Genomic DNA, 26350 nt, shown 5'->3' on the forward strand with positions numbered 1-26350 from the left:
CCGGGGACTGTCGCCGGGGCGATACCGCGAGGGCGGTCGCCTCGCTACGCTGTCGCCCACCCGTCGGAAGGGAGTGCCGTCGATGGCCGAGCCGGAGCAGCCGAGCACCGCCCGCATGATCGACTTCTGGTTGGGCGGTGAGCACCACTTCCCGGTGGACGTGGCGGCGGCCCGTGCCTTCGAGGAGGCGTACGGGCCGTGCGCGGCGATCTTCCGGGACCTGCGGGACTTCCTCGGCCGGGCGGTCGGGGCGGTCGCCGAGGCCGGGGTGGACGGCTTCCTCGTCTTCGGGGCCGGCCTGCCCACCCGGGGCAACGTGCACGAGGTGGCCACCTCCGCCACCGTCCTCTACACCGACGTCGACCCGGTCACCATCCGGCTCGGGCAGCGGATCCTGGCCGGCAGCGACCGCGCCGGTTACGGCTACGGCGACGCCACCGACATCGGCACCGTCGACCCGGCCCAGCTGCACCGCTTCGTGCCCGGCTGGGGGAGGAGACCGGTCGGCGTGGTCTTCCTCGGCCTGGCCGCCTTCCTGGACGACGAGACGCTGGCCCGGACCCTCGACGAGCTCTACGACGCGGTGGCCCCGGGCAGCTTCCTGGCGTTCGACTTCGACAGCGAGGAGCTGGCCGGACACCCGCAGGCGCTGGCCATGATGGGGCCGCAGTTCCGGATGCGGACCCCGGCGTCGTTCGCCCCGCTGCTGGGGCGGTGGGTGCCGACGGCCGAGGGCATCGTGCCGGTGGCCCGGTGGCGGCCCCGCGGCGAGCCGGCCGCAGTGCCGGACGCGTTCCACGGCGGGCTGGCCGGCAAACCCACCGACTGACCCGGCCGGTGCGGCGCCCGGCCGCGCGTCCGTATGATGCTTGCCCTACAGCAAGAATTCTGGAGGACGAACATGCCGGACGTGCCCGCAGCGGTGTCCCGTGCGCTGCGCGCAGCCCCGCCGGACCAGCTGGTGGAGGCCGCGGACCGGGTCGTCCGGGCGCGCCTCGGCGCCTCGCGCACCGACGTGTTCCTGGCCGACTACCGGATCACCGGGCTCTGGCCGGTGCTGGACCCCGACCTGCCGGACGCCGGCTTCCTGGCCTGCCAGGGGGTCGCGCAGCGCTGCTTCAGCAGCCAGCAGCCGGTGCTCGACGCCCGGGACGACGGGCACTGCCGCGTCTGGGTGCCGCTGACCGCCTGGGGGGAGCGGCTCGGGGTGCTGCTGGTCGAGCTGACCGGGCCGGCGGACGGGCCGACGGTGGCGTCGATCGGCGAGGTCGCCGACGAGCTGGCCACCGCACTGCGCGCCGCCGACCGGGAGACCGACCGGTACCGCCGGGCCCGCCGCCGGGAACGGCTCAGCATGGCCGCCGAGATGCAGTGGGACCTGCTGCCCGGACGCAGCGTGCGGCACCACGCTTTCCTGTTGGCCGGCCAGTTGGAGCCGGCGTACGGCGTGGGCGGGGACCACTTCGACTGGTCCGTCGACTCCGACCGCCTCACCGTCACCGTGCTCAACGGGACCGGCACGGGCATGTCCGCCGCCCTGCTGACCGCGTTGACCGTCAACGCGATGCGCAACGCCCGGCGCTCCGGCGGCGGGCTGGTGGAGCAGGCCGAGCTGGCCTCGGACACCATCCACTACCAGCACCGCGGCCGGCGGCACGTGGCGACGTTGCTGCTCACGGTCGACACCGTCACCGGTCGGGTACGCGCGGTGGACGCGGGTTCCCCGCACCTGCTGCGGGTCCGCGGCGCCACGGTGACGCCGATCGAGCTGGACCGCCAACTGCCGCTGGGCATGTTCGCCGAGACGCGCTACGACGTGCAGGAGTTCGACCTGGAGCCGGGGGACCGCCTCTTCGTGGTCAGCGACGGCGTCTACGACGCGCAGCCGGGCGGCCAGGAGGCGTACGGGGAGCGGGCGATGGCGCGGTCGATGCGGTCCACGCGGTTGCAGCCGGCGACCGAGGCGGTTGGTACCGTGATGCGCGAACTGTTCGCCTACCACGCCGAAGCGGACCTGCGCGACGACGCCGTCGTCGTCTGTCTGGACTGGGTCGGTGTCAGCGGTCAGGGCGAGCGGTAGCAGACCGGCAGCCGGGTACGAGCGGAACAATCGCAGGGGGCACCGGGTGGAGCGACCTCCGAACCTCGCCGCGGCGATCGATGCAGCCGCCGAGGCGCTGATCGGTGTGCTCGACTCCGCCACCTCGCGGCACCACGTCACCGTCCCGCCGACGCAGTTGCGGGTGCTCGCCCTGATCAGCGCGCGGCCGGACACCAACGTCAACCGGCTGGCGGAGCTGCTCGACGTCGTACCCTCCTCGGCCAGCCGGCTCTGCGACCGGCTGGAGGCCACCGGGCTGCTGCGCCGGGTGGCCGACCCGCGTGACCGGCGGGAGGTCCGGCTGGTCCCCACCGCCGCGGCCCAGACCCTGCTGCGCGAGCTGAAGGAGCGGCGCCACCAGGCCGTGCAGGCGATCCTCGACCGGATGCCGGCGCGGGCGCAGAACGACCTGCTGCTGTCGTTGCTGGCCTTCGCGCAGGCCGTGGAGGCCAGCGAGGCGACGCAGCCGGACACCGCCGCCGCGCGCACCGCCTGACCCGCTTCACCCAGGCACGGGCACAGCGACACTCCGCTAGTGTCCTAGGATGCCTTACGCGTGGTGACGCACCACACACCGAACACCCGGAAACGACGAAAGCGCGGCCCCCGAGGGCCGATACGTGAGCCCGATATAGTGGCAACTCGCCGGCCCGCGATCACCACGTCCGGGACGGCATCAGGGGAGGCCCCAGCCCGGGGCCGCCGAGGCGCCGGCGCTGGCCGGCCCGTCAGCGCGCACGTCCCGCCGAGGCGCCCAGGAGGCGTCCGGTCAGTGCTGCGGAGGAGGTTCGGTGTCGCGTCGGCCGGCTCGGGCAGAGCACCCGCAGGGCACGGACGGCACCGCGGTCGGCGACCGGGTGCTGACCCTGCCGAACCTGATCAGCTTCGTCCGGCTGCTCGGCGTCCCGCTGTTCCTCTACCTGTTCCTGGTGGTGGAGGCCGACGTGGCGGCGATCGTGGTGCTGGCGGTCGGCGGCACCACCGACTGGGTCGACGGGTGGATCGCCCGGCGCCTCGGCCAGGTCAGCCGCCTCGGCGAGCTGCTCGACCCGTTCGCCGACCGGCTCTACATCCTCGCGACGTTGCTCGCCTTCACCGCCCGCGAGGTGGTGCCGTGGCAGTTCACGGCCGCGCTGCTGGCCCGGGAGCTGCTGCTGGTCGGTTCGCTGGCGGTGCTGCGCCGGCACGGGTACGGCCCGCCGCCGGTGCACTACGTGGGTAAGACGGCCACCTTCCTGCTGCTGGCCGCCTTCCCGATCCTGCTGGTGGGCACCGCGTCGGAGTCGGCGGCCACCGCCGCCGGGGCGATCGGCTGGGGCCTGGCCTGGTGGGGCCTGGTGCTCTACTGGGTGGCCGGCGCCATGTACGTGGTGCAGGCGGTCCGGCTGGTCCGGTCCGTGCGGGCCCGCTCCGGGGGAGCGGCGGCATGAGCGCGCCGCCGGACTCCGGTGGGCGTACCACCCGGGCGTTCACCCCTGACTTCCTCACCGAACTGTTCCGCAATCCGCTGGATCCGGGCTACGCCGACGCGGCCGCCCGGCGCCGGGAGTCGCCGGCCCCGGCGGGGTGGCGGGGCGCCTCCGCGCGCGCGGTGAGCGTCGTGGTGATCGCGGTGGTCGGTTTTCTGTTCGCGGTGGCCTACCGGGAGACGATGGCGGAGGAGCCGAGCCGCAGTCAGGCCCGCGCCGGCCTGATCGCGCAGATCAAGCAGCGGGAGAGCGAGACCGACGAGATGACCGCCCGCGCGGACCGGCTGCGCGAGGAGGTGGGTCGGCAGCGCGACGCCGCGCTGAGCGGTTCGCAGGCGGCCCGGTTGCGCAACCTGGAGGCGGGGACCGGTCTGGGCCGGGTACGGGGCGACGGGGTGGTGGTCCGGCTGGCCGACGCGGCGCCGAAGGACGACGACGCGGTCTCCGGTGACGCGGACGCGGGTCCGCCCCGGGTGATCTACACCGACCTGCAGAAGGTGGCCAACGACCTGTGGGCCTCCGGGGCGGAGGCGGTGGCGATCAACGGTCAGCGGTTGACGGCGACGTCGACGATCCGTTCGGCGGGTGCGGCGATCCTGGTGGACTTCCGCCCGGTGACGAGCCCGTACGAGGTGACGGCGATCGGGCCGAGGTCGATGCGCGACAAGTTCGAGGAGAGCCGGGCGGCGTATCTGATGCGGCGGGTGGCGAAGGAGACCGGCCTGTCTTTCCAGGTCCGGGACGCGGACGACCTCACGCTGCCGGCGGCGCCGGAGCCGCGGCTACGCTACGCGCAGCCTTCGGTCAGTCCGAGCCCGTCGCCGTCGGGTTCGGCCGACCGTTCGTCGAGTCCCGGGCCGTCCGGTTCGGGTACGTCCCCCCGCCCCTCCGGAGGTGTCCGATGATCGCGGTGCTGGCGCTGCTCGCCGGTGTGGTTCTCGGGATCTACCTGGACCCGACGGTGCCCGCCGCGTTGCAGCCGTATCTGCCGATCGCGGTGGTGGCGGCGCTGGACGCGGTGTTCGGTGGGGTGCGGGCGAAGCTGGACCGGATCTTCGACGACAAGCAGTTCGTGGTGTCGTTCATCTCCAACGTGCTGGTGGCGGGTCTGATCGTGTATCTGGGTGACCAGCTGGGGGTGGGCGGTCAGCTCTCCACCGGTGTGGTGGTCGTGCTCGGGGTGCGGATCTTCGGCAACGTGGCGGCCATCCGTCGTCACCTGTTCCGGGCGTAGGTTTGTGGCGATGAGCGACGAGCAGCGGGACACCGGGACGGGCTGGCCGGCGCAGCCGGCGGAGCCGCGCCGGCCGTCGGGGCCGGCGGGTGAGCCGGATCCCCGGCCGGATGCCCCGGATCCGGACGAGTTGAGCCCGTTGGTGCCGCCGGCGGAGGAACCGGCGCGGCAGGAGCCGCCGGCGTCGCCGCCGGCGGAGGAGGCGGAGACGCAGCGGATCGAGGCCGAGCCGGCGCCCGCCGAGGTGGATCCGGAACGGCCGGCGGCCGACCCGGAACGCGTCGACCCCGAGCGGGTGGTCGTGGCCGCGGTGCCGGCGGGTCGCCGGTGGACGTCCGCGGGCGTGATGATCACGGTGTTGCTGGCGTTGCTCGGGTTCACCCTGGTGGTCCAGTTCAAGACGACGTCGACGGATCCGACGCTGGCGGCGACCCGGCAGGAGGACCTGGTCCGGATCTTCTCGGATCTGGATTCCCGGGAGAAGCGGCTCCAGCAGGACATCGAGGCGCTGGAGGAGAGCCAGCGGCAGTTGCGTTCGGGTGAGCAGGGTCGGCAGGCGGCGTTGGACGAGGCGCGGCGGCGGGCGGACGAGCTGGGGATCCTGGCGGGGACGTTGCCGGCGCGGGGTCCGGGGCTGAGTGTGGAGTTCCGGCCGGGTGCGGGCAAGCCGATCCGGGCGGACCGGATCCTGGACGCGGTGCAGGAGTTGCGGGGCGCGGGCGCGGAGGCGATGCAGATCTCCGGCAGTGGTGGGTCGCCGGTGCGGATCATCGCGTCGACGTACTTCCTGGACGGGTCGGGCGGCTCGTTGGTGGTGGACGGGCGGTCGTTGTCGGGTCCGTTCACGATCACGGTGATCGGTGATCCGAAGACGATGGAGACGGCGCTGAAGATTCCGGGCGGGGTGGCCGCATCGGTCGCGGGTGACGGCGGTACCGTGAACGTTGATGAGCGTGGGGTTGCCGAGGTTTCGGCGCTGCACGCGCCGATGAAGCTGGAACACGCCCGTCCGGTCTCCTGACCGGCGCGGCCGCGTCGGATCACCTCCGGCGCACCGATGGATGAAGGACGCGTCTGGTGATTCCTGAGGATCTGCGTTACACCGCCGAGCACGAGTGGGTGGTCGGCGCCGACGGCGGCACGCTCCGCGTCGGCATCACCCACTTCGCGCAGGACGCGTTGGGTGACATCGTGTTCGTGCAGTTGCCCGACGAGGGTGCGGTGGTGGCGGCCGGTGAGCCGCTGGGTGAGATCGAGTCGACCAAGAGCGTGTCGGAGATCTACGCCCCGGTGAGCGGGACGGTGGCGGCGCGGAACGAGGCGCTGGGCGACACCCCCGAGGTGATCAACACGGACCCGTACGGTGCGGGTTGGCTGTTGGAGATCACGCCGGATGATCCGTCGGCGCTGGACGGCTTGCTGACCGCCGGTGCGTACCGAGAGCTGACCGAGAGCTGAGTGTTGCCCTGCCCGGGCGCGGGGGTGTTGTCCGCGCGTCCGGTTGCCCTGCATTTCGGCGCTGGCTAGGCTCGCCCAGTCGACCGAGAACCCCAATAGTTGAGCGTTGTGTAATTGCCTTCCCGGGCACGGGGAGCCAGCCGCCGGGTGTGCGACTGCCCGGCGGCCAGACCCGCCATTACCCCGACGCTGACCGAACAGATCCGTGAGGTGGTCCCATGACGCGCCCAGGCGACGAGTTCCCCCCGCTCGACGTCACTTCGACGCTCAATCTCGGTTCGTTGGACGAAGTGCTGGAGGGCCCGGACACCGACGTGGTGCCGAGCCGGATGTCCGGCTCGTTGCCGCCGGGGATGGCGCTGCTGGTGGTTCGTCGTGGCCCGAACGCGGGTGCCCGGTTCCTGCTGGACCATGACGTGACCACGAGTGGCCGGCACCCGGACAGTGACATCTTCCTCGACGACGTGACGGTGTCGCGGCGGCACGCGGAGTTCCACCGTGACGGTGGCACGTTCACGGTGCGGGATGTGGGCAGCCTCAACGGCACGTACGTGAACCGGGAGCGGGTCGAGGCGGCCACGTTGAGCAATGGTGACGAGGTGCAGATCGGTAAGTTCCGGGTGGTGTTCATCGCCGGTCCGCGCCCGGAGGAGGAGGCCGGCCGGGGGTGAACGAGCCTGCGGCCTCCTCGCCGCCCGGTGCGGCCCGTGCGCATCCGCTGATGAGCATCGGCGAGGTGCTGGGGCAGTTGCGGGCGGAGTTCCCGGACGTCACCATCTCGAAGTTGCGGTTCCTCGAGGCCGAGGGTCTGGTGGAGCCGCAGCGGACGGCGGCGGGTTACCGGAAGTACAGCTGGGACGACGTGTCCCGGCTGCGGTTCGTGTTGACCGCGCAGCGGGATCAGTATCTGCCGTTGCGGGTGATCCGTGATCAGTTGGCCGAGTGGGACGCCGGTGGTGACGGCCCGGGTCGGCAGCGGCCGACGTTGGTGGCGGTGGGTCCGGGTGGTGAGGTGCCGGGCCGTGCGGTGGAGGAGCCCGAGTCGTCGCAGGTGCGGCTCGGGCGGGCGGATCTGGTGGCGCACAGCGGGGTCGACGAGTCGACGTTGGCCGAGTTGGAGCGCCTCGGTGTGCTGGTGTCGGATCCGCCGGGCTGGTACGACGCGGACGCGTTGATCATCGCGCGGGCGGTGGCGGGTCTGGCAGCGTACGGGTTGGAGCCGCGGCACCTGCGGGCGTATCGGTCGGCGGCGGATCGTGAGGTCGGTCTGTTCGCTCAGTTGGTGGCGCCGTTGGCGCGGCAGAGTGAGCCGGCGGCGCGGGCGCGGGCGGCGGAGACGGCGCGGGAGTTGATGGCGTTGTCGCAGCAGTTGCATGCCGCGTTGGTACGGGTGGGGTTGCGGTCGACGTTGGGTCGGTGAGCCGGTCGTCGAGGTGTCGTGCGGAAAGATCTGCCCCGGGAAGCGTGTCGTAGGCTTGCCGGGGTAACCCTTTTCTGGCGCGGGGCGTGGTGCTGGTGCGCATGGGACGACCGTGTCGCGGTCCGTGTACCGTGCAGGGAAGGGCGCGGTGCGGGCGTAGTTGACAACGACACGGAGGCGGCGGTGCGCGAGCTGAGCGTGGTCGGAGTTCGGGTGGAGCTGCCCAGCAACCAGCCGATCGTCCTGCTCAGGGAGGTCGAGGGGGACCGCTACCTGCCGATCTGGATCGGTGCGGTGGAGGCGACGGCGATCGCTTACGAGCAGCAGGGGGTCAAGCCGGCCCGGCCGTTGACGCATGATCTGTTGCGGGACGTGCTGGCGGCGTTGAAGGCGCCGTTGCGGGCGGTGGAGATCATCGAGTTGAAGGAGAACGTCTTCTACGCCGATCTGCTGATCGGGGACGGCGTGCGGGTGTCGGCCCGGCCGAGCGATTCGATCGCGTTGGCGTTGCGGGTGGGTGCTCCGATTCGTTGTGCCGAGCAGGTCCTCAGCGAGGCGGGGATCGTGATTCCCGACGAGCAGGAGGACGAGGTGGAGAAGTTCCGCGAGTTCCTGGAGCAGGTGCGTCCGGAGGATTTCGCCGGCTGAGGGTCGCGCCCCGGTCATCTTCTGTCGGGCGTCACTGTGGGTGACGTCCCGGGTGTGTGTGGTGGTGCGTCGGGTCGCTGCGCGGCGTGTCGCGACCGTTCCTCCGCGGTAACCCCTGCGTGCGGCGTTAGGGTTGCCGTGTCGAGGGGTGCACGTCCCGGAAACGACGTGTCACCGCACTGACGGGGAGGTTGTCGGGATGCACGAGCCGCGGGATCCTGAGCCAGGTGTGGAGCGGGGCGAGCCGGGTGTGGTGTCGTCGCCGGTGGGCACGGACGGTGACGGTTCGGTTGGTTACCGGGGTGTGACGGCCTGCCACGCGGTGGGGATCAGCTACCGGCAGTTGGACTACTGGGCGCGGACGGCGCTGGTGGTGCCGAGTGTGCGGGACGCGTCGGGGTCGGGGACGCAGCGGTTGTACTCGTTCCGCGACCTGGTGGTGTTGAAGGTCGTGAAGCGGTTGCTGGACGCCGGGGTGTCCCTGCAGAACATCCGCAAGGCGATCGAGGCGTTGCGGTCGCGCGGCGTGGAGGATCTGGCGGGGATCACGCTGATCTCGGACGGCACGACGGTGTACGAGTGCCGGTCGCCGGAGGAGGTGGTCGACCTGTTGCAGGGCGGCCAGGGCGTGTTCGGTATCGCGATCGGTGGCGCGTTCAAGGAGATCCAGGGATCGTTGTCGCACCTGCCGGCGGAGCCGGCGACGCCTGGTGGCGGGGAGCCCGCGGAGCCGGCGTCGGATGTGGTGGGCGACGAGTTGGCGGCGCGTCGGGCGCGTCGTCGGGCGGGCTGAGTCTGTCTTCGTCAGGTGGTGTCGCGGCCGGTGGCGGCGCGCGGCGGTGCGCCGCTGCGCGCCTGCGGCACGGCGTATCGACTCTGATCGTCCGGTGCCGGCGGGCCGGTTTCGTTGGCCGGTAAGGCCGGGCGGCGACGACTGTCCGATGTGCACGCTCGCGCCCGGAGTCGTGTTGTTGACAGTTGTGGTGTTCCCAGGAATCCTGTCCAGGGCAATCACCAAGGGCACCGGCTCGTCACTGTGAGTGACCGCCGGTGGGGTGGTGCCGAGCTGATGTGTGGGGGGCGGCGCGAGAGTCGCGTCGTGGCCTGCCAGAGGACGGGGAAACGAACCGAAGTGCACACTGACCACCATGTCGGCCTCCGCCCCGTACGGGCCGGCAGTGCTGTCGCCGACCATGCCGCACCCTCCTGTCCGGTCACCGGAGCGCCGGCGCAGCGCGCGCCGAGGGGCGCCGGGGCCGCCGTGGAGCGCGCGGAGGACGTCGCCGCGGAGGCGGCGGAGTTCCTGGAGCTGTACCACGGTGAGCGGCGGCTGCCGGGGCTGGCGGCGCGGTTGGCGGAGGTCCGCGAGGAGATCGCGTTGACCGGGTCGTACCGGCACACCCGCGACGAGCTGGTGTACGGGGCGAAGGTGGCGTGGCGGCAGTCGGTGCGCTGTGTGGGCCGGATCCGGTGGGCGGGGTTGAAGGTCCGCGACCGGCGGCACGTGACGTCGGTGGCGGGGATCGCGCAGGAGTTGGCGGCGCACCTGGCGGCGGGGGACAACGGCGGCCGGATCCAGTCGGTGGTCACGGTGTTCGCACCGGACCTGCCGGGGGTGGGGCCGCGGGCACGGATCTGGAACGACCAGTTGATCCGCTACTGCGGACACCAGCGCGACGACGGTTCGGTGCTGGGCGACCCGGCGCAGGTGGGGATGACGGAGGCGGCGCGGCGGCTGGGTTGGCGGCCGCCGCCGGTGCCGGGCCGGTTCGACCTGCTGCCGTGGGTGATCGAGACGGCGCAGGAGCAGCCGACGGTGGTGGGCGTGCCCCGGGAGCTGGTCCGGGAGGTCGCGCTGACGCATCCGGAGCATCCGTGGTTCGCGGATCTGATGTTGCGGTGGCACGCCCTGCCGGTGATCAGCAACATGCGGCTGCGCATCGGTGGGGTGGACTACAGCTGCGCCCCGTTCAACGGCCACTATCTGAGCGACGAGATCGGCACCCGCAACATGGGCGACCGGGACCGGTACGACCAGCTGCGGGCGGTGGCGGCCGGGTTGGGTTTGGACACCAGCCGCGAGGACACCCTGTGGCGGGAGCACGCCGTGCTGGTGATCAACCAGGCGGTGCTGCACTCGTTCAAGCTGGCGGGGGTGCGGGTGTCGGACCCGCACACCGAGTCGGAGCTGTTCATGAAGTTCTGTGCGCAGGAGGAGCGGGCGGGGCGGCCGGTGCACGGTGACTGGTCGTGGCTCAACGGCAGTGTCGGGTGGGCGGCGTTGCACGCGGTGCACCACCGCTACTACGACACGGCGGTGCCGAACCCGAACATCTGGCCGACTGACCGGGTGTACGACCCCAGTGGCGTGGTGAAGACGACGCTGCGGGAGCGTCACGACACGGCCCGCGCGCAGGAGGCCTGACGAACATGGACAACGTGGCGCTGCGCCAGAGTTGGACGCAGTTCTCGGCCGCCGGTGTGGAGGCGGCGAAGTACTTCTACGCGACGCTGTTCGTGGTGGCGCCGGAGGCGCGGTCGATGTTCCCCACGAACATGCAGTACCAGGAGGACAAGCTCCTCAAGGCGCTGGGCCACATCATCACCAACCTGGACGACCCGACGGCGTTGACGGCGTTCGCGCAGCGGTTGGGCGCCGACCACCGGCGGTTCCACGGCCAGGACCAGCGGGGCAACCCGGTGGGGCTGGGGGAGCGGCACTACATCTGGGTGGGTCAGGCGCTGCTGGCGACGTTGGAGCGGTTCCTCGGGCCGTACTGGACGCCGGCGTTGCAGGCGGAGTGGGCGGCGGCGTACGAGCTGGTGGCGAAGCTGATGCTCGCCGGGGCGGCGGAGGCGGAGCGGACGTCCCCGCCGTACTGGGAGGCGGAGGTGCTGGGCGCGGAGCGGCGCCGCTCGGACATCGCGGTGTTCACGGTCCGTCCGAACTACCTGTGCAACTACCTACCGGGGCAGTCGCTGCCGGTGCAGGTGCCGCAGTTGCGGACCTGGCGGTACCTGTCGCCGGCGAACGCGCCGCGGGCGGACGGGACGATCGAGTTCCACGTGCGGGCCGCCGGTCGGTTCTCCACCCACCTGGTGCGCAAGCTGCGCACGGGGGACCGGCTGCTGCTGGGGCATCCCACGGGTACGGCGTTGTCGTCGTACGACCGTTCGCCGCACCTGCCGTTGCTGCTGATCGCGGGCGGCACCGGTCTGGCGCCGCTGCGGGCGGTGGTGGAGGCGTTGCAGCAGGGCAAGGGGCGGCGCACCACGCTGGTGGTGGGGGGTCGCACCCCGGACGACCTGTACGACGACAAGGCGTTGGCGCAGTTGGCGTCGATGCCCCCGGCTGCGGCGTGGCAGAACGGCGGCTCGACCTGGTTGCGGTACGTGCCGACGGTGGAGATCGGGTGGGGTTGGCAGGGGGCGATCGGAAAGGCCGCCGACACGGCGGTGCGGTTGGGACCGTGGACCGACACGGAGGTGCTGGTCTGCGGGAGCCCGGAGATGACCCGGGACACGATCACGATTCTGGCCCGCTCGGGTGTCCAGCCCGAGCAGATCCTGACCGAGAGTTACGATCACTCTCTCTACCCGCCCCTCGCCGAGGCCGACGACGCTGCCCCGCGCGACTTCAGCTGGACAGGTGCCCGATGAGCATCGACCACTCCGACCGCCTCGCCGTGCCCGGCATGCCCGACCAGGGAGAGCTGGCCCGCCAGTTGTCCATGTTGGAGGCGCGACGGTTCCGGGGCAGTCACTGGTTGTCGGCCGACGAGGTCGCCGTGGTGATCCGTACGGCGGACGACCGGATCGCGTTGCTGGTCAACGAGTTGGAGCGGCAGCGTCGGGAGAACCACGGGCTGCTCAGCCAGGTGGAGATGCTGCGGCACGGCACGTTGCCGAGCAACGCCCCGCAGGGGCCGGATCCGATGGCGGTGGAGCTGGCGATGCGGGCGCAGGACGAGGCGAACCGCACGATCGGTGAGGCCAGCGCCGAGGGGGCGGAGATCATCGCCGACGCGCGCCGGCAGGCCGACGAGATCCTCGCCGAGGCGCACCGGCGCGCCGGTGACCTGAGCACGTCGGGGCCGGTGGGGCCGGTCGGGCCGGCGGGTGTGCCGTCGCCGGAGGTGCAGCGCCGGTTGCAGGAGCTGGAGGAGCGGCACGCCGCGGCGCTGGCGGCGGTGGCGGCGGCGCAGCAGCAGTTGGACCGGTGGCAGGCGCACCTGTCGGCGCAGTCGGAGCAGCTGCGGGCCGACGCGGCGGCGGCCGGCGGGGCGAGCGCCCAGCTGCGCGCCGTCCTCGGCGGCTAGCTGTCGCCGGGGCGGTCGAGCAGGGACTGACCCGGGTCGGTCAGCCGGTCCCGGCCATCGCCGCGAGGCGGCGGGCGAGCAGGGCGGCGGCCTCCCGCAGCTCCGGTGGCTCCAGCACCTCCGCCTCGAAGCCCAGCCGGGCCACCTGCGCGGCGAGCCAGTCGAGGTGGTCCCCGCCGACGACGAGCACGCACCATCCGTCGCGGTCGTCCTCGACGCGCCCCACCTGGGGCGGCACCACCTCCCGCACCCGGTCGGGCCGGGCGTGCACCCGCACCCGGGCGAGATACCGGTACGGCGCCTCGGTGACGGACCGCTGCACGTAGGCGACCGGGTCCGGATGCTCCCTCGCCCGGAAGCGCCAGGTCGTCGCCACCGGCTCGTGCATCCGGTCCAGCCGGAAGGTGCGCCAGTCGTCGCGGTCGACGTCCCGGGCCATCAGGTACCAGCGGCGGCCGGTGGTGACCATCCGCACCGGCTCGACCGTGCGCTCGCGTTCCCCGCCGTCGCGGCCGGCGTACCGGAACCGCACCCGCACGGCGTCGCGACAGGCCCGCGCGAGCGTCACCAGCAGCTCCGCGTCGATCTCCACACCGGGGCCGACGAGGGTCTCGGTGGCGCCGTGCACCGCCCGCACCTCGGCGCGCAGCCGGGCCGGCATCACCTGGTCGAGCTTCGCGAGCGCCCGCAGTGCCGCCTCGCCCGCCCCGGCGACCGTGCCGCCCGACGCCATCCGCAGGGAGACCGCGGTGGCGATCGCCTCCTCGTCGTCGAGGAGCAGCGGCGGCAGCCGGGTGCCCGCGCCGAGCTGGTAGCCACCGCCGACGCCCGCCGTCGCGTGCACGGGGTAGCCGAGGGCGCGCAGTCGCTGCACGTCGCGGCGCACCGAGCGGTCGGTGACCTTCAGCTCGGCGGCGAGTTCGGGGGCGGTCCAGGACGTTCGCCGCTGCAGCATCGCCAGCAACCGCAGCACCCGCTCGGTGGTCGCCTCAACGGTCACCCGCCCATCGTCGCACGAATCACGGAACGTCCCTGTCCGCTATCTGCGGGAGGCTGGCACCATGACCGACCAGAACTGGAATCCCCTGCTCCGGGACCAGCTCGCCTGGCACTGGACCACCCAGCTGCGCGATCGCCTCGACGGGCTCACCGACGACGAGTACCTCTGGGAGCCGACAGCCGACTGCTGGAGCGTGCGCCCGCGCGGCTCCGGCGCCGCGCCGGTGCGGGCCGGGTCCGGGGCGATGACCATCGACTTCGCGATGCCGGAGCCCGACCCGCCGCCGTTCACGACGATCGCCTGGCGACTCGGGCACGTCATCGTCGGCGTGCTCGCGGTGCGCAACGCCGCGCACTTCGGTCGCGCGCCCACCGACTACCAGTCGTTCGCGTACGCCCCGACCGCGGGCGCGGCGCTGGCCCAGCTCGACACGGAGTACGCCACGTGGCTGGCCGGGGTCGAGTCCCTCGGCGAAGCCGGCCTCGCCCGCCCGTGCGGGGAGGCGGAGGGACCGTACGCCGAGCGTCCGCTGGCGGCGCTGGTCCTGCACATCAGCCGCGAGCTGATCCACCATCTGGCCGAAGTGTGCCTGCTGCGCGACCTGCACCTGCACACTCGTCAGCAGATCCGACAGGAGGCGAGCTGAGATGGCCCGCGACGTACAGATCACTTTCGACTGCGCCGACCCGGCCGGGTTGGCGGCGTTCTGGGCCGAGGCCCTGGGTTACCGGTTGCAGGCCCCGCCCGGGGGCTTCGGGTCGTGGGAGCAGGCCCTGGAGGCGATGGGCGTGCCGCCCGAGAACCGCAACGACGCCTCGGGGCTGGTCGACCCCGAGGGCTCCCGGCCGCGGCTGTTCTTCCAACGGGTGCCGGAAGGGAAGCAGGCCAAGAACCGCGTGCACCTCGATGTGCGCGCCGCCCCCGGGCTCGAGGGCGACGCGCGGATGGCGGCCCTGGAGGCGGAGGCCGAGCGGCTCGTCTCCCACGGCGCCACCCGGCTCAGGCGCCACGAGCCGGCGCCCCCGCTCGGCACCGGTCACATCGTGATGGCCGACCCCGAGGGCAACGAGTTCTGCCTCGACTGATCAGCCGCGCGGCGGCGCCGGCGACACGGCCCGCGCCGGGCGGTCACGCAGGGGGTGATGCGGCGGCGACGGCCTCGCCGATCGGGGTTTCCCCGTCGACGAGTTCCAGGATCCGGCCGGCGCTGCCCGGGTGGTAGAGCAGCGCGACCAGGACCCGGGCCACGTCGGTGCGGGTGACCGCGCCGCGCGGGACGCGCCGGTCGAGGTGGATGCGGCCGGTGGGCGCGTCGTCGGTGAGCCGGCCGGGTCGCAGCACCGTCCAGTCCAGGTCACGGCGGGTCAGGTCGTCCTCGGCGGCCTTCTTGGCGCGCAGGTACGCCGCCCACACCTCGTCCCTGCCGGGCGCCGGCGGGTCCTCCACGCCCATGGAGGAGACGAGCAGGTAACGGCGTACCCCGGCGGCCTGGGCGGCGTCGGCGAGCAGCACGGCGGCGGCCCGGTCGACGGTGTCCTTGCGGGCGGCGCCGCTGCCGGGGCCGGCGCCGGCGGCGAAGACCACGGCGTCGGCGCCGGTGAGGTGCCCGGCGATCTCGTCGACGCCGGCGTGTTCCAGGTCCGCCAGGACGGGGTGGGCGCCGACGGCGCGCAGCGCGGCGGCGTGGTCGGGGTTGCGGATCAGCCCGACGGCGTTGTCGCCCCGGCCGGCCAGTTCCCGTTCCAGCAGGAGGGCGATCTTGCCGTGGCCTCCGGCGATGACGACGCGCATACCTGCCAACCTAGCCGCCGGCGACGAGGGTCACCGGCTTACGCTCGCCGCCCGGGGTGGCGCTGAGGCAGCATGGACGGGTGACGGAGACGATCGACGCGCTGGCCGGCCTGGTCGCCGGTGGTGGTGTCGTGGTGCTGAGCGGGGCGGGGCTGTCCACCGAGTCGGGCATCCCCGACTACCGGGGGCCCAGCGGCGCGGCCCGCCGGCACAGCCCGATGACCTATCAGACGTTCACCCGGGACCCGCTGGCGCGGCGGCGGTACTGGGCGCGCAGCCACCTGGGGTGGCGGATGATCGCCCGGGCGGCGCCGAACGACGGGCACCGGGCGGTGGCCCGGTTGCAGGACGCCGGGCTGGTCGACGGGGTGATCACCCAGAACGTCGACGGGCTGCACACGGCGGCGGGCAGCCCGCAGGTGGTGGAGCTGCACGGCCGCCTCGACGAGGTGGTGTGCCTGGACTGCGGCAACCGCACCTCGCGGGAGGAGCTGGACCGCCGGCTGCGGGAGGCGAACCCGGGGTTCGACGCGGCGGTCGGGGCGGTCAACCCCGACGGTGACGTGGAGCTCGCCGACGAGCAGGTGGCCGGGTTCCACACGGTCGACTGCACGTTCTGCGCCACCGGGATGCTGAAACCGGACGTGGTGTTCTTCGGGGAGACGGTCCCGGCGCCGCGGGTGTCACACTGCTTCGCGATGGTGGGCACGGCCCGGCTGCTGCTGGTGCTCGGCTCCTCGTTGACGGTGATGTCGGGGCGGCGGTTCGTGCTGCGGGCGGCGAAGCTGGGCATCCCGGTGGTGATCGCCAACCAGGGCCCGACCCGCGGCGACGGGTACGCGGCGATGACCGTCGACGCGCCGCTGGGGCGACTGCTGCCCGCCCTGGCCGACCGGGTCACCGGCGCGCCGTCGGCGCGGGTGCCGGCGGCGGTGGCCCCCGCCACGCTCTGACCCCCGGCCGGAGCGGTGACGCGGCCGGCGGGGGTACGCCATCTGCCGGAAACACCGACGCTGGTAGCGTTGACCATGCCGGTACCACCCACGCGGGAGAGACCGCCCAAACGGCACTTGGGCGGCGCCGAAGGGGCATATCCTCCCCGGAACCTCTCAGGCAAAAGGACCGCGGGGGCAGGCACTGTGGAGCGTCTTCGGGTGCGACTCAGGGGGAGGCCGACCTGTCGACCTCGCCCCCGCAGGAGCGCCGCGCATGACCGTAGAGAAGTTCGCCGACCGGCACATCGGCCCCGATCCGGGTGACGAGCGCCGGATGTTGGAGGCCGTCGGCTACGGCTCGATCGACGAGCTGATGGACGCGGCGATCCCCGAGGTGATCCGCTGGCACGGCACCCTGAACCTGCCCGACCCGGCCAGCGAGCGGGAGGCGATCGCCGAGCTGCGCGCCCTGGCCGCCCGCAACACCGTCGCGGTGTCGATGATCGGCCTGGGCTACCACGGCACCCACACCCCCGCGGTGATCCGCCGCAACGTGCTGGAGGACCCGGCCTGGTACACGGCGTACACGCCGTACCAGCCGGAGATCAGCCAGGGCCGGCTGGAGGCACTGCTGAACTTCCAGACCATGGTCACCGACCTGACCGGCCTGGCCACCGCGAACGCCTCGATGCTCGACGAGGGCACCGCCGCGGCCGAGGCGATGACCCTCGCCCGCCGCGCGTCGAAGAGCAAGAGCCCGGTGTACGTCGTCGACGCCGACACCCTGCCGCAGACCATCGCGGTGATCACCAGCCGGGCCGAGCCGCTGGACATCGAGGTGCGCGTGCTCGACGTCGAGCACGACGAGCTGCCGGGGGAGTTCTTCGGCCTGCACCTGCAGTACCCGGGCGCGTCCGGCGCGGTCCGCGACCACGCTGCCCTGGTGGCGGCGGCGCACGCGGTGGGGGCGCTGGTCACCGTCGCGGCGGACCTGCTGGCGTTGACGCTGCTGCGCCCGCCGGGTGAGATCGGCGTGGACATCGCCGCGGGCACCACCCAGCGGTTCGGGGTGCCGATGGGCTTCGGCGGGCCGCACGCCGGCTACCTGGCCGTCCGCTCGGGTCTGGAGCGGATGCTGCCCGGCCGGCTGGTCGGGGTGTCCCGCGACGCCGACGGCAACCCGGCGTACCGGCTGGCGTTGCAGACCCGCGAGCAGCACATCCGGCGGGAGAAGGCGACCAGCAACATCTGCACCGCGCAGGTGCTGCTGGCGGTGATGGCCGGCATGTACGCCGTGTACCACGGCCCGGACGGACTGCGGGCGATCGCCCGGCGTACCCACGACATGGCGGCGCGGCTCGCGGCCGGGCTGCGCGCCGGCGGGGTGCCGGTCGCGGACGTCGCGTTCTTCGACACCGTCACCGCGACCGTGCCGGGCCGGGCGGCGGAGGTGGTCGCGGCGGCCGCCGAGCGGCGGGTCAACCTGCGGCTGGTCGACGCCGACCGGGTGGGGATCTCCTGCGACGAGACCACCACCGCCGAGCACCTCGCGGCGGTGTGGGCGGCGTTCGGCGTGGACAAGGTCGACGGTGACGTCGACGGGGCGCTGCCGGAGACCCTGTCGCGCACGTCGGACTTCCTCACCCACCCGGTGTTCCGCACCCACCACTCCGAGACGGCGATGCTGCGCTACCTGCGGCGGCTGTCGGACTTCGACTACGCCCTGGACCGGGGCATGATCCCGCTGGGCTCGTGCACGATGAAGCTGAACGCCACCACCGAGATGGAGGCGATCACCTGGCCGGAGTTCGCGCACGTGCACCCGTTCGCGCCGGATGAGCAGACCGCCGGGTACCGGGACATGATCGGCCAGCTGGAGTCGTGGCTGGCGGAGGTGACCGGCTACGACGCGGTCAGCGTGCAGCCCAACGCCGGCTCGCAGGGTGAGCTGGCGGGGCTGCTGGCCATCCGGTCCTACCACGCCTCCCGGGGCGCGGGGCACCGCGACGTGTGCCTGATCCCGTCGTCGGCGCACGGCACCAACGCGGCGAGCGCGGTGATGGCCGGCATGCGGGTGGTCGTGGTGGCCTGCGACGCGGACGGCAACGTCGACCTGGTCGACCTCGACGCGAAGATCGACAAGCACCGGGACGCCCTGGCGGCGATCATGGTGACGTACCCGTCGACGCACGGCGTGTACGAGACGGGCATCGCGTCGCTGTGCGCGAAGGTGCACGACGCCGGCGGTCAGGTGTACGTCGACGGGGCGAACCTCAACGCCCTGGTCGGGTTCGCCAAGCCCGGCAAGTTCGGGGCGGACGTGTCACACCTGAACCTGCACAAGACGTTCTGCATCCCGCACGGCGGTGGCGGCCCGGGGGTGGGTCCGGTGGCGGTGCGGGCGCACCTGGCGCCGTTCCTGCCCGGCGACCCGCTGGGCGCGCACAGCGAGGGCCGGCCGGCGATCTCGGCGGCCCGGTACGGCTCGGCGGGCATCCTGCCGATCCCGTGGGCGTACCTGCGGATGATGGGCGCCGAGGGGCTGACCCGGGCGACCGGGGTGGCGGTGCTGGCGGCGAACTACGTGGCGGCGCGGCTGCGGAACCACTTCCCGGTGCTGTACGCCGGTAACAAGGGCCTGGTGGCGCACGAGTGCATCCTGGACCTGCGGCCGCTGACGAAGACGACCGGGGTGAGCGTGGACGACGTGGCCAAGCGGCTGATCGACTACGGCTTCCACGCGCCGACGATGTCGTTCCCGGTGGCGGGGACGCTGATGGTGGAGCCGACCGAGAGCGAGGACCTGGCCGAGCTGGACCGGTTCTGCGAGGCGATGATCGCCATCCGCGCGGAGATCGACAAGGTGGGCGCCGGGGAGTGGCCGGCGGGGGACAACCCGCTCGCCAACGCCCCGCACACTGCGGCGATGGTCGCCGGGGACTCGTGGCCGCACCCGTATCCGCGGTCGGTGGGGGCGTACCCGGCCGGGGTGGACCGGGCGGGCAAGTACTGGCCGCCGGTGCGGCGGATCGACGGGGCGTACGGCGATCGGAACCTGGTCTGCTCGTGCCCGGCGCCGGAGGCCTTCGAGGAGTGACCCGTACGCTGCGCCGGGGCGGACGTCGTGCCGCCCCGGCCGGCGGGTCCTGGGGAGGGCGGTCCCGGGCCGGGGACTAGCCTGGTGCTGTTGACCTGCTCCTGTGACGGAGCGTGGTCGACTCAGGCGACGAGAGCGTGGCGGGCGGGCCCGCGGTGCGGGGCGATGGTGCTGCCGTCGGGGAGCAGTTCGCCGGTGTCCTCGAAGACGATGACACCGTTGCAGAGCAGGCTCCAGCCCTGCTCACGGAAGCAGGCGATGACGCGGGCGGCTTCGCGGTCGGTCGCCTCGGCGGAGGGGCAGGTGGGTTGGTGCTGGCACATCGGGTTCTCCGGACTGTGGGGGCACTGTGTCATGGTTCACATGACCAGTGACGCACAGTACCAAGGTCGAGCGCGCGGAATCGAGCAGGCATCCGTCATGTTCCCCGGAAATCCACTGAACGGATGAGGAAGAATGGGCCGACCGGTGTGGAAACGCTCCCAACACCGCTGATCGACGTACCCGGCGCGCCGCCCTCGTGCCGCGGCGTGCTCGTCGAGCGCGCCCGGTACGAGTGGCGCCCTGCCGATGGCGGCGACCCGGCGGCGCTGGCCGAGCAGTTCCTCGCCGCGCACGGGCTCGACCTGACCGACCTGGCCCGGCCCGCCACCCACCAGCCGACCGGCGTCTGCGGCGCCGCCCTGTACGTCTCCGCCGCCGGCGGCGCCCGCATGATCGGCGCCGCAGCCGGTGCGCCCACCCCCGCGCCGGCCCTGCCGGAGCTGGCCGTGGTCGTTTACGGTCACCACCCGTCCCCGACCGCACCGCCCACCCCGGCGCGCGCCGGCCGGCCCGGCCCCGGCTGGTGGCTGGGCGACTGGCGGGAGAGCTGGACCCCCGGGCAGCACGCCGACGCCGTCACCGCGGTCCGCGCCGCCATCGCCCGCGGCGACGTGTACCAGGTCAACGTCGTCGGGCACGCCGCCGCCCGCTACCTCGGCGACCCGCGCCCGGCCCTGTCCCGCCTCGGCGCGCTGCCCGGCGCCCGCTACGGCGGCACCCTGCACGGCGACGGCTGGGCGATCGGCTGCGCCTCCCCGGAGACCCTGGTCGAGGTGACCGACGGTCGGGTGATCACCCGACCGATCAAGGGCACCCGCCCGGCCACCGCCGCCGGACGCCGCGAACTGCTCGCCTCGGCCAAGGAACGCGCCGAACACGTCATGATCGTCGACCTGGAACGCAACGACCTGGCCCGGGTGGCGCGCACCGGGTCGGTGCGGGTGGACGAGCTCTTCGCGGTGCGCCGCTGGTGCGACCTGTGGCAGGCCGAGTCGACCGTGTCCGCGGCGGTGGCCGACGGGCTGGGCCTGGCCGACCTGCTGCGCGCGACCTGCCCCGGCGGGTCGGTCACCGGCGCGCCGAAGCTCGCCGCCCTGGCCCGGATCGCCGCCCTGGAACCCGTCGGGCGCGGCGCCAGCATGGGCGCGCTGGGCTGGGTCGGCCCGGGCCGCCTCGACCTGGGCCTGACCATCCGCACCGTGGCCGCCGACGCCGACCGGCTGCACGTCTGGGCCGGCGGGGGCATCACCTGGGACAGCGACCCGGACGCCGAGGTCGCCGAGGCGGCGGCGAAGGCCGCCCCGGTACGCGCCCTGCTCGCCACCGGCTGACCGCACTCCGTTGCGCGCGCCCGCGGACACGGCTGCCGTCGCCGGCCAAGGGGGCATTCCGCACGCTGTGGACCTGATGACGTAAGCGACTCACGCCGACGTCCCGACCAGGGTGATCCGTTGGCGTCATCAGCTCGACAGCGTCCCGCACGGCTCCTCACACCTCGCGGGGCCCACACCGGCGTGCTCTGTCAGGACCTGGGCCACTGGGCCGTCCGGCGTGCCCGGCAGCGGACCCGCATGGTCGACAGCGCCCGGCGCGGCGGGTACGGGCCGGAGCGGCAGTGGCGGTGGATGAGGCGAGGTCCACGCGGAGCGGGAGGGGGATGGTCGGTCCCGGTCACGGCGGCGCTCACCGGCTCAGGTTCCGGTAGCGGCGCACGGCCAGCGGTGCGCAGACGATGATCAGCAGCAGCGGCCAGGCGACCGCCAGGGCGACGGCGTGCTGCGCGGCGAAGGACTCGCCGCCCCAGCCGGGGTTGCCGAACAGTTCCCGGCAGGCCGCCGCGGTGGCCGAGAGCGGGTTCCACCGGGCGACGGCGGCCAGCCAGCCAGGCATGGTGTCCGGGGCGACGAAGACGTTGGAGGCGAAGCCCAGCGGCCAGACCAGGATCTGCAGGACCGCCACCGACTCCGGCGCGCGCAGCAGCAGCGCCAGGTGGATGCCGAGGACGATCATCGCGGCGCGCAGCAGCAGCAGGAGCCCGACGGCGGCGAGGGCGCGGCCGGCGCCGAGGTGCCACTGCCAGCCGACCAGCGCGCCACAGCCGAGCATGACGGCCAGCGCGACGACGGCGTGCAGCAGGTCGGCGACGGCCCGCCCGGTGACCACCGCGGAGCGGGCCAGCGGCAGGGAGCGGAACCGGTCGGTGACGCCGCGGGCGGCGTCGGTGGCCACCGCCGTGTAGGTGGTCTCCACCCCGAAGAGCATGGTCATGGCGAACATGCCGGGCAGCAGGAACTCCTTGTAGTCACCGCCGCCGGGCACCACCATCGCCCCGCCGAGCAGGTAGCCGAACATCAGCACCAGCAGCACGGGGAAGAGCAGGGCGACGATCACCGGGCCGGGTTGCCGCGCCCAGTGGGCCAGGGCCCGCCCGGTCAGGGTGGCCGCGTCGGTGAGCGCCCAGCGGGCCCGGTGCAGCGCCACGGTCGGCGTGGTCACGCCCTTACCTCCTCGGTGTCGGCGGTGAGGTGCAGGAACACCTCGTCGAGGGTGGGTCGGCGCACGGCCACGTCGGCGGCCTCCAGCCGTCCGTCGGCCAGGGCGCGCAGCACGGCGGCGAGGGTGTTCACCCGGTCGGTGGTGGTGACGCTGACCCGCAGTTCGTCCGGGGCGACGCGGGGTGCGGTGGCGGCGGCCGCGCCGATGACCTCGGCGGCGCGAGCCAGGTCGCCGGGGTGGTGCAGCACCACGTCGACCCGGTCGCCGCCGAGGGTGGACTTGAGTTCGTCGGGGCTGCCGGCGGCGATGATGCGGCCGTGGTCGACGACCCTGATCGTGTTGGCCAACTGGTCGGCCTCCTCCAGGTACTGGGTGGTGAGCAGGACGGTGGTGCCGGCGGCGACGAGCGCGCGGACGGCGTCGCGGACGTCGCCGCGGGCGCGCGGGTCGAGGCCGGTGGTGGGTTCGTCGAGGAACAGCACGGGCGGGTCGAGGATCAGCGCGGCGGCCAGGTCCAGCCGGCGGCGCATCCCCCCGGAGTACGCCCCGACCGGCTTGTCGCCGACGTCGGCGAGGCCGAAGCGGGCCAGCAGTTCGTCGGCGCGGGCGCGGGCCCGGGCGGGGGAGAGGTGGTGCAGCCGGCCGAAGAGCACCAGGTTCTGCCGGCCGCCGAGCACCTCGTCGACGGAGGTCTGCTGGCCGACCAGGCCGATGTGGGCGCGGACCCGGTCGGGGTGCTGGCGCACGTCGTGGCCGGCGACCCGGGCGGTGCCGGCGTCGGCGCGCAGCAGGGTGGTCAGGATCCGCACCAGGGTGGTCTTGCCGGCGCCGTTGGGCCCGAGGATCGCGCAGACCGTGCCGCCGGCCACGGTCAGGTCGACCCCGGCGAGGGCCTCGGTGTCGCCGTAGTGCTTGCGCAGGCCTTCGGCCTCGATGACCGGTCCGTCGCGTCGCATGGGCACGCCCCTCTCCCCGTTGCCGTGCGCCGTACCGTACACCATACGGTACGAGGGTCGGTAGGGTGGCGGCATGAGCGTCGAGTACAGCGGCACCGGGGACCCCGCGCGCAGCCTCGCCCTGCTCTGGCGCACCAGCGAGAAGGCCAGCCGCCGCGGCGGCGACCTGAGCGTGGACCGGATCGTGCGGGCGGCCATCGAGGTGGCCGACACCGAGGGACTGGCCGCGCTCTCCATGCGCCGGGTCGCCGAGCGCCTGGGAGTGGGCACCATGTCGCTCTACACCCACGTGCCCGGCAAGGGCGAACTGCTCGACGTCATGCTCGACACCGTCTACGGCGAGACCGCCCGCCCCGCCGAGGTCCCCGGCGGCTGGCGCGGCCGGCTGGAGCAGATCGCCCGGGAGAACTGGGCGCTCTACCTGCGCCACCCCTGGCTGCTGCAGGTCGCCACCACCCGCCCACCCCTGGGCCCCAACGTCACCGCCAAGTACGAGTACGAACTGCGCGCGGTCGAGGGCATCGGCCTGACCGACCTGGAGATGGACGCCGTGGTCACCCTCGTCGACGGGTACGTCCACGGCGCGGTGCGCGGCGCGGTGGAGGCCGCCCAGGCGGCGCAGCGCACCGGCATGACCGACGAGCAGTGGTGGCGGGCGCACGCGCCGTACCTGGAGAAGGTGATGGACCCGCGGCGGTTCCCCACCGCCGCCCGGGTGGGCACCGCCGCCGGGCAGGAGTACCAGGCGGCAGGCGACCCCATGCGGGCCTTCGAGTTCGGCCTGGCGCGCATCCTCGACGGCGTCGCCGTCCTGGTCGGCGAGCGCTGACCGGGGTGCGCCACCGCCGGCCGTGACGCACCGATAGCCTTTCCGGCATGACCGTACGCCCCATCAGGATCATCGGTGATCCCGTCCTGCGCACCGCCTGCGAGCCGGTGACCAGCTTCGACGCCGAGTTGCAGCAACTGGTCGACGACCTGATGGACACCCTGCTGGGCGCGCCCGGCCGGGCCGGCGTGGCCGCGCCGCAGATCGGGGTGAGCGCGCAGGTGTTCGTCTACGACGCCGACGGCCACCGCGGGCACATGATCAACCCGCGCATCGAACTGTCCGACGAGTCGCAGGACGACGAGGAGGGCTGCCTGTCCATCCCCGGGCTGTACTTCCCGACCCGGCGGGCGATGCACGCCACCGTGCACGGCTTCGACCGGCACGGCGAGCCGCTGACCATCTCCGGCAGCGGCTTCCTGGCCCGCGCGTTGCAGCACGAGACCGACCACCTGCGCGGCCGCCTCTACGTCGACACCCTGTCCGGGGACGTACGCCGCCGGGCGTTGCGGGAGATCCGCGCCGGCCGGTTCGACTCGCCCAGTCGGCACCGCTGACGAGGCGGGGGCGGCCGACGGCCGCCCCCGCACCCGATCAGCCGCAGGTCACTTCGGCGGCGGGGCCACCAGGCAGATCGCCGTGGAACTGTTGCCGACGTTGTCCACGCCGGTGATCACCGCGTCGCCGCGCAGCGTCACCTTGTAGTCGACGTCGCCGGTGCCGTCCTTGACCCGGGACTGGGCACCCGGCGCCTGCACCAGCTTGATCTTGGTGCCGGCGGGGAACGGACCGAACTTCACCGTCGGGTCGGCGCTGTCACCGATGTAGACGTCCACCGCCGTGTCGACGATGTCGGTCGAGGTGAGCTGGTAGAACCCGTCCGGGTTGTACGAGCCGGGGATGTTGTCCCCGCTCGGGTTGTTCGTCGGCACGCACGCCGTGTCCGGCGCGGTGGTGTCGACCACCCGCATCGTCGCGGTGTCACTGCCGGTGTTGCCGGCCGCGTCGGTGGCGGTGCAGGTCACCGTGGTGGCGCCGAGCGGGAAGGTGCTGCCCGACGGTGGCACGCACTTCGGCGTGAGCGGCCCGTCGACGTTGTCGGTCGCCGAGGCCGGGTAGTTGATGACCGCGCCGGCGGGGCTGGTCGCCTCGACGGTCCGGTCGTCCACGACCACCACCGGCGGGGTGACGTCGTTGACCGTGACGCTGATCTGCTCGACGAACGCCGGCCCACCGGAGAGCCCGTTGAGCAGGAAGTCCACCGTGCAGTGCAGGGTGGCGCCCTGCGGGGCGTTCCCGGCCACCGCGATGGTCTCGGCGAACGGCACGTTCGTGCCGCTCTGCTGGGTACGCGAGGCCGCGTCGAAGGTGACGGTCAGCCCCGGATCGCAGGACGTCACCGTCGGGGTGACGGTGACGTCGAGGTCCCGCAGGCCGCTGAGGATGGCGTCGGTGACCGTCTCCGGGGCGCTGCCGACCAACTGGCCGCCGGTCGCGGCGACCACCGCGCTGGCCTGCCCGCTGACGTCCAGGCCACCACCGCCACCGCTGACGCTGACCGCCAGCACCTTCGCCTCGTCGGCCTGCAGGGCCGCGGTGGCCTGCGCCAGGGTGTGCCCGGCGCTCGGGTCGTGGCTGGGGGCGTCGCCGACGAGCACCACGATCCGGCTACTGCCGGAGCGGTAGGCGATCCCGCCGTCGGAGACCTGGAACAGCCCGTTCACCCACGCCTCGGGGGTGTCCCCGCCGCCGCCGGCCGACAGCCCGTTGACCGCGTTCTGCAGCGCCGTCGCGTCGTCGGTGAGGTTCTGCCGGACCCGGAACAGCTCCGCGCCGTCGCCCTCGTCCCGGTAGGAGGCCACCGCGAACTGCGCGCTCGGCTGCACCGACCGCACGTTGTTGATGACCTGCTGGAGGTTGGCCTGCACGTCCCCGATGACGGTGCCCATACTGCCGGTCGTGTCGACCAGCAGGACCACGTCCGGCTTCGGCGGGATCGGCGGGGTGGCGACCACCTTGGCGATGTCGATGCTCGTGCCCGGATCGGCGTCGCGGTCCACGACCGCCGGGTCGACGCCCGGCGCCGCGAGCGCCGGCCCGCCCGCCACGGTCACCAGGGCCGCCACGGCGGCGGTGAGGACCGCCAACCGACTTCGACCCCGTACTGATGTCACTGCCATCTGTGCTCCTTCGGCTCCGCCGCGTCACGACACGGCCTCTGCCAGGAGACGCTAGGGGTCCGACGGGCAGCCGCCCGTCCGACACATGCCCAG

The 26350-nt window shown here is 73.3% G+C and carries 28 protein-coding genes and 1 riboswitch; of the genes, 22 read left to right on the top strand and 6 right to left on the bottom strand.

Annotated elements, in window-relative coordinates; translation table 11 throughout:
- Positions 1 to 82 precede the first annotated feature (82 nt).
- From ACTMTB_RS25690 to ACTMTB_RS25760, 15 genes are all read left to right on the top strand, one after another.
- On the top strand, positions 83 to 829 hold the full coding sequence (locus ACTMTB_RS25690) for an SAM-dependent methyltransferase (protein ID WP_441148784.1): 747 nt from the start codon (positions 83 to 85) through the stop codon (positions 827 to 829).
- A gap of 72 nt (positions 830 to 901) precedes the next feature.
- The gene (locus tag ACTMTB_RS25695) at positions 902 to 2080 is read left to right on the top strand and encodes a PP2C family protein-serine/threonine phosphatase (protein ID WP_441148785.1); all 1179 of its coding nucleotides are present in this window, start codon (positions 902 to 904) and stop codon (positions 2078 to 2080) included.
- A gap of 46 nt (positions 2081 to 2126) precedes the next feature.
- The gene (locus ACTMTB_RS25700; RefSeq protein WP_441148786.1) at positions 2127 to 2597 is read left to right on the top strand and encodes a MarR family transcriptional regulator; all 471 of its coding nucleotides are present in this window, start codon (positions 2127 to 2129) and stop codon (positions 2595 to 2597) included.
- A 295-nt stretch (positions 2598 to 2892) separates the two neighbouring features.
- A complete protein-coding gene (locus ACTMTB_RS25705; protein WP_441148787.1) occupies positions 2893 to 3531 on the top strand; it encodes a CDP-alcohol phosphatidyltransferase family protein in 639 nt (212 codons plus the stop codon).
- On the top strand, positions 3528 to 4475 hold the full coding sequence (locus ACTMTB_RS25710; RefSeq protein WP_441148788.1) for a DUF881 domain-containing protein: 948 nt from the start codon (positions 3528 to 3530) through the stop codon (positions 4473 to 4475). Before ACTMTB_RS25705 ends, ACTMTB_RS25710 begins: the two co-directional genes overlap by 4 nt.
- The gene (locus ACTMTB_RS25715) at positions 4472 to 4804 is read left to right on the top strand and encodes a small basic family protein (RefSeq protein ID WP_067311500.1); all 333 of its coding nucleotides are present in this window, start codon (positions 4472 to 4474) and stop codon (positions 4802 to 4804) included. The genes ACTMTB_RS25710 and ACTMTB_RS25715 overlap by 4 nt, the downstream gene beginning before the upstream one ends.
- Positions 4805 to 4814: 10 nt before the next feature.
- Positions 4815 to 5825 carry a DUF881 domain-containing protein gene (locus ACTMTB_RS25720; protein ID WP_441148789.1) on the top strand — a complete coding sequence of 337 codons (1011 nt, stop codon included), beginning with the start codon at positions 4815 to 4817 and terminating at the stop codon, positions 5823 to 5825.
- A gap of 56 nt (positions 5826 to 5881) precedes the next feature.
- The gene (gene gcvH, locus ACTMTB_RS25725; protein ID WP_088962137.1) at positions 5882 to 6262 is read left to right on the top strand and encodes a glycine cleavage system protein GcvH; all 381 of its coding nucleotides are present in this window, start codon (positions 5882 to 5884) and stop codon (positions 6260 to 6262) included.
- A gap of 218 nt (positions 6263 to 6480) precedes the next feature.
- Positions 6481 to 6933, top strand: a complete 453-nt coding sequence (gene odhI / locus ACTMTB_RS25730; protein WP_088962138.1) for an oxoglutarate dehydrogenase inhibitor Odhl — start codon at positions 6481 to 6483, stop codon at positions 6931 to 6933.
- A 50-nt stretch (positions 6934 to 6983) separates the two neighbouring features.
- Complete coding sequence (gene ftsR, locus ACTMTB_RS25735; protein ID WP_441148979.1) at positions 6984 to 7682, top strand: transcriptional regulator FtsR; 699 nt, start codon at positions 6984 to 6986, stop codon at positions 7680 to 7682.
- Positions 7683 to 7865: 183 nt separating this feature from the next.
- Complete coding sequence (locus tag ACTMTB_RS25740; protein WP_210778061.1) at positions 7866 to 8330, top strand: bifunctional nuclease family protein; 465 nt, start codon at positions 7866 to 7868, stop codon at positions 8328 to 8330.
- A gap of 199 nt (positions 8331 to 8529) precedes the next feature.
- Positions 8530 to 9123: a MerR family transcriptional regulator gene (locus ACTMTB_RS25745; protein WP_211364332.1), complete on the top strand. Its 594-nt coding sequence runs from the start codon at positions 8530 to 8532 to the stop codon at positions 9121 to 9123.
- 468 nt (positions 9124 to 9591) lie between these two features.
- On the top strand, positions 9592 to 10755 hold the full coding sequence (locus ACTMTB_RS25750) for a nitric oxide synthase oxygenase (protein WP_441148790.1): 1164 nt from the start codon (positions 9592 to 9594) through the stop codon (positions 10753 to 10755).
- 5 nt (positions 10756 to 10760) lie between these two features.
- Positions 10761 to 11990 (top strand): globin domain-containing protein, encoded by a 1230-nt coding sequence (locus ACTMTB_RS25755; RefSeq protein WP_441148791.1) that lies wholly within the window; start codon positions 10761 to 10763, stop codon positions 11988 to 11990.
- The gene (locus ACTMTB_RS25760) at positions 11987 to 12649 is read left to right on the top strand and encodes a DivIVA domain-containing protein (RefSeq protein WP_441148792.1); all 663 of its coding nucleotides are present in this window, start codon (positions 11987 to 11989) and stop codon (positions 12647 to 12649) included. Before ACTMTB_RS25755 ends, ACTMTB_RS25760 begins: the two co-directional genes overlap by 4 nt.
- A 40-nt stretch (positions 12650 to 12689) precedes the next feature.
- Here the strand turns inward: ACTMTB_RS25760 and ACTMTB_RS25765 are convergent, their stop codons facing one another.
- A complete protein-coding gene (locus ACTMTB_RS25765) occupies positions 12690 to 13649 on the bottom strand; it encodes a helix-turn-helix transcriptional regulator (RefSeq protein WP_441148793.1) in 960 nt (319 codons plus the stop codon).
- A gap of 61 nt (positions 13650 to 13710) precedes the next feature.
- Here ACTMTB_RS25765 and ACTMTB_RS25770 point away from each other — a divergent pair, with 61 nt between their 5' ends.
- Both ACTMTB_RS25770 and ACTMTB_RS25775 read left to right on the top strand, forming a co-directional pair.
- Entirely contained in the window at positions 13711 to 14295 is a 585-nt protein-coding gene (locus tag ACTMTB_RS25770; RefSeq protein WP_441148794.1) for a DinB family protein, read from the top strand.
- Position 14296: 1 nt separating this feature from the next.
- The gene (locus tag ACTMTB_RS25775) at positions 14297 to 14734 is read left to right on the top strand and encodes a VOC family protein (protein WP_441148795.1); all 438 of its coding nucleotides are present in this window, start codon (positions 14297 to 14299) and stop codon (positions 14732 to 14734) included.
- 43 nt (positions 14735 to 14777) lie between these two features.
- Here ACTMTB_RS25775 and ACTMTB_RS25780 read toward each other — a convergent pair whose 3' ends face one another.
- Complete coding sequence (locus tag ACTMTB_RS25780; protein ID WP_441148796.1) at positions 14778 to 15440, bottom strand: NAD(P)H-binding protein; 663 nt, start codon at positions 15438 to 15440, stop codon at positions 14778 to 14780.
- 80 nt (positions 15441 to 15520) lie between these two features.
- Between ACTMTB_RS25780 and ACTMTB_RS25785 the strand changes: the two genes are divergently transcribed.
- Both ACTMTB_RS25785 and gcvP read left to right on the top strand, forming a co-directional pair.
- Positions 15521 to 16393: a Sir2 family NAD-dependent protein deacetylase gene (locus ACTMTB_RS25785; protein ID WP_441148798.1), complete on the top strand. Its 873-nt coding sequence runs from the start codon at positions 15521 to 15523 to the stop codon at positions 16391 to 16393.
- A gap of 83 nt (positions 16394 to 16476) precedes the next feature.
- A riboswitch (glycine riboswitch) is annotated at positions 16477 to 16575 on the top strand.
- Between the two features lie 74 nt (positions 16576 to 16649).
- Positions 16650 to 19472 (top strand): aminomethyl-transferring glycine dehydrogenase, encoded by a 2823-nt coding sequence (gene gcvP / locus ACTMTB_RS25790; RefSeq protein ID WP_441148799.1) that lies wholly within the window; start codon positions 16650 to 16652, stop codon positions 19470 to 19472.
- A gap of 122 nt (positions 19473 to 19594) precedes the next feature.
- Here the strand turns inward: gcvP and ACTMTB_RS25795 are convergent, their stop codons facing one another.
- A complete protein-coding gene (locus ACTMTB_RS25795; RefSeq protein ID WP_088962150.1) occupies positions 19595 to 19795 on the bottom strand; it encodes a DUF5999 family protein in 201 nt (66 codons plus the stop codon).
- 123 nt (positions 19796 to 19918) lie between these two features.
- On the opposite strand from ACTMTB_RS25795, the gene ACTMTB_RS25800 reads away from it, so the two are divergent.
- A complete protein-coding gene (locus tag ACTMTB_RS25800; RefSeq protein ID WP_441148800.1) occupies positions 19919 to 21127 on the top strand; it encodes a chorismate-binding protein in 1209 nt (402 codons plus the stop codon).
- Positions 21128 to 21479: 352 nt separating this feature from the next.
- On the opposite strand, the gene ACTMTB_RS25805 is transcribed toward ACTMTB_RS25800, so the two are convergent.
- On the bottom strand, positions 21480 to 22292 hold the full coding sequence (locus ACTMTB_RS25805) for an ABC transporter permease (protein WP_441148801.1): 813 nt from the start codon (positions 22290 to 22292) through the stop codon (positions 21480 to 21482).
- Positions 22289 to 23248, bottom strand: a complete 960-nt coding sequence (locus ACTMTB_RS25810) for an ATP-binding cassette domain-containing protein (protein WP_441148980.1) — start codon at positions 23246 to 23248, stop codon at positions 22289 to 22291. The genes ACTMTB_RS25805 and ACTMTB_RS25810 overlap by 4 nt, the downstream gene beginning before the upstream one ends.
- A 73-nt stretch (positions 23249 to 23321) precedes the next feature.
- Between ACTMTB_RS25810 and ACTMTB_RS25815 the strand changes: the two genes are divergently transcribed.
- Positions 23322 to 24077, top strand: coding sequence for a TetR/AcrR family transcriptional regulator (locus ACTMTB_RS25815; protein WP_441148802.1), 756 nt, complete (start codon positions 23322 to 23324; stop codon positions 24075 to 24077).
- A gap of 47 nt (positions 24078 to 24124) precedes the next feature.
- Positions 24125 to 24634: a peptide deformylase gene (gene def, locus ACTMTB_RS25820; protein WP_441148803.1), complete on the top strand. Its 510-nt coding sequence runs from the start codon at positions 24125 to 24127 to the stop codon at positions 24632 to 24634.
- Positions 24635 to 24682: 48 nt separating this feature from the next.
- Here the strand turns inward: def and ACTMTB_RS25825 are convergent, their stop codons facing one another.
- Entirely contained in the window at positions 24683 to 26257 is a 1575-nt protein-coding gene (locus tag ACTMTB_RS25825; RefSeq protein WP_441148804.1) for a VWA domain-containing protein, read from the bottom strand.
- Positions 26258 to 26350 lie beyond the last annotated feature (93 nt).

The sequence above is a fragment of the Micromonospora sp. L32 genome (genome assembly GCF_052068055.1).
Classification (GTDB): Bacteria; Actinomycetota; Actinomycetes; order Mycobacteriales; family Micromonosporaceae; genus Micromonospora; species Micromonospora purpureochromogenes.

Bases quoted from the DNA above. Each gene is read 5' to 3' on its own strand.
- ACTMTB_RS25770 (WP_441148794.1), top strand. From the start codon at position 13,711: ATGACCGACCAGAACTGGAATCCCCTGCTCCGGGACCAGCTCGCCTGG.
- ACTMTB_RS25695 (WP_441148785.1), top strand. From the start codon at position 902: ATGCCGGACGTGCCCGCAGCGGTGTCCCGTGCGCTGCGCGCAGCCCCG.
- ACTMTB_RS25825 (WP_441148804.1), bottom strand. From the start codon at position 26,257: ATGGCAGTGACATCAGTACGGGGTCGAAGTCGGTTGGCGGTCCTCACC.
- ACTMTB_RS25715 (WP_067311500.1), top strand. From the start codon at position 4,472: ATGATCGCGGTGCTGGCGCTGCTCGCCGGTGTGGTTCTCGGGATCTAC.
- ACTMTB_RS25780 (WP_441148796.1), bottom strand. From the start codon at position 15,440: ATGCGCGTCGTCATCGCCGGAGGCCACGGCAAGATCGCCCTCCTGCTG.
- ACTMTB_RS25760 (WP_441148792.1), top strand. From the start codon at position 11,987: ATGAGCATCGACCACTCCGACCGCCTCGCCGTGCCCGGCATGCCCGAC.
- ACTMTB_RS25800 (WP_441148800.1), top strand. From the start codon at position 19,919: ATGAGGAAGAATGGGCCGACCGGTGTGGAAACGCTCCCAACACCGCTG.
- ACTMTB_RS25690 (WP_441148784.1), top strand. From the start codon at position 83: ATGGCCGAGCCGGAGCAGCCGAGCACCGCCCGCATGATCGACTTCTGG.
- ACTMTB_RS25795 (WP_088962150.1), bottom strand. From the start codon at position 19,795: ATGTGCCAGCACCAACCCACCTGCCCCTCCGCCGAGGCGACCGACCGC.
- gcvP (WP_441148799.1), top strand. From the start codon at position 16,650: ATGACCGTAGAGAAGTTCGCCGACCGGCACATCGGCCCCGATCCGGGT.
- ACTMTB_RS25710 (WP_441148788.1), top strand. From the start codon at position 3,528: ATGAGCGCGCCGCCGGACTCCGGTGGGCGTACCACCCGGGCGTTCACC.
- ACTMTB_RS25755 (WP_441148791.1), top strand. From the start codon at position 10,761: ATGGACAACGTGGCGCTGCGCCAGAGTTGGACGCAGTTCTCGGCCGCC.
- ACTMTB_RS25775 (WP_441148795.1), top strand. From the start codon at position 14,297: ATGGCCCGCGACGTACAGATCACTTTCGACTGCGCCGACCCGGCCGGG.
- odhI (WP_088962138.1), top strand. From the start codon at position 6,481: ATGACGCGCCCAGGCGACGAGTTCCCCCCGCTCGACGTCACTTCGACG.
- def (WP_441148803.1), top strand. From the start codon at position 24,125: ATGACCGTACGCCCCATCAGGATCATCGGTGATCCCGTCCTGCGCACC.
- ACTMTB_RS25815 (WP_441148802.1), top strand. From the start codon at position 23,322: ATGAGCGTCGAGTACAGCGGCACCGGGGACCCCGCGCGCAGCCTCGCC.
- ACTMTB_RS25745 (WP_211364332.1), top strand. From the start codon at position 8,530: ATGCACGAGCCGCGGGATCCTGAGCCAGGTGTGGAGCGGGGCGAGCCG.
- ACTMTB_RS25720 (WP_441148789.1), top strand. From the start codon at position 4,815: ATGAGCGACGAGCAGCGGGACACCGGGACGGGCTGGCCGGCGCAGCCG.
- ACTMTB_RS25810 (WP_441148980.1), bottom strand. From the start codon at position 23,248: ATGCGACGCGACGGACCGGTCATCGAGGCCGAAGGCCTGCGCAAGCAC.
- ftsR (WP_441148979.1), top strand. From the start codon at position 6,984: ATGAGCATCGGCGAGGTGCTGGGGCAGTTGCGGGCGGAGTTCCCGGAC.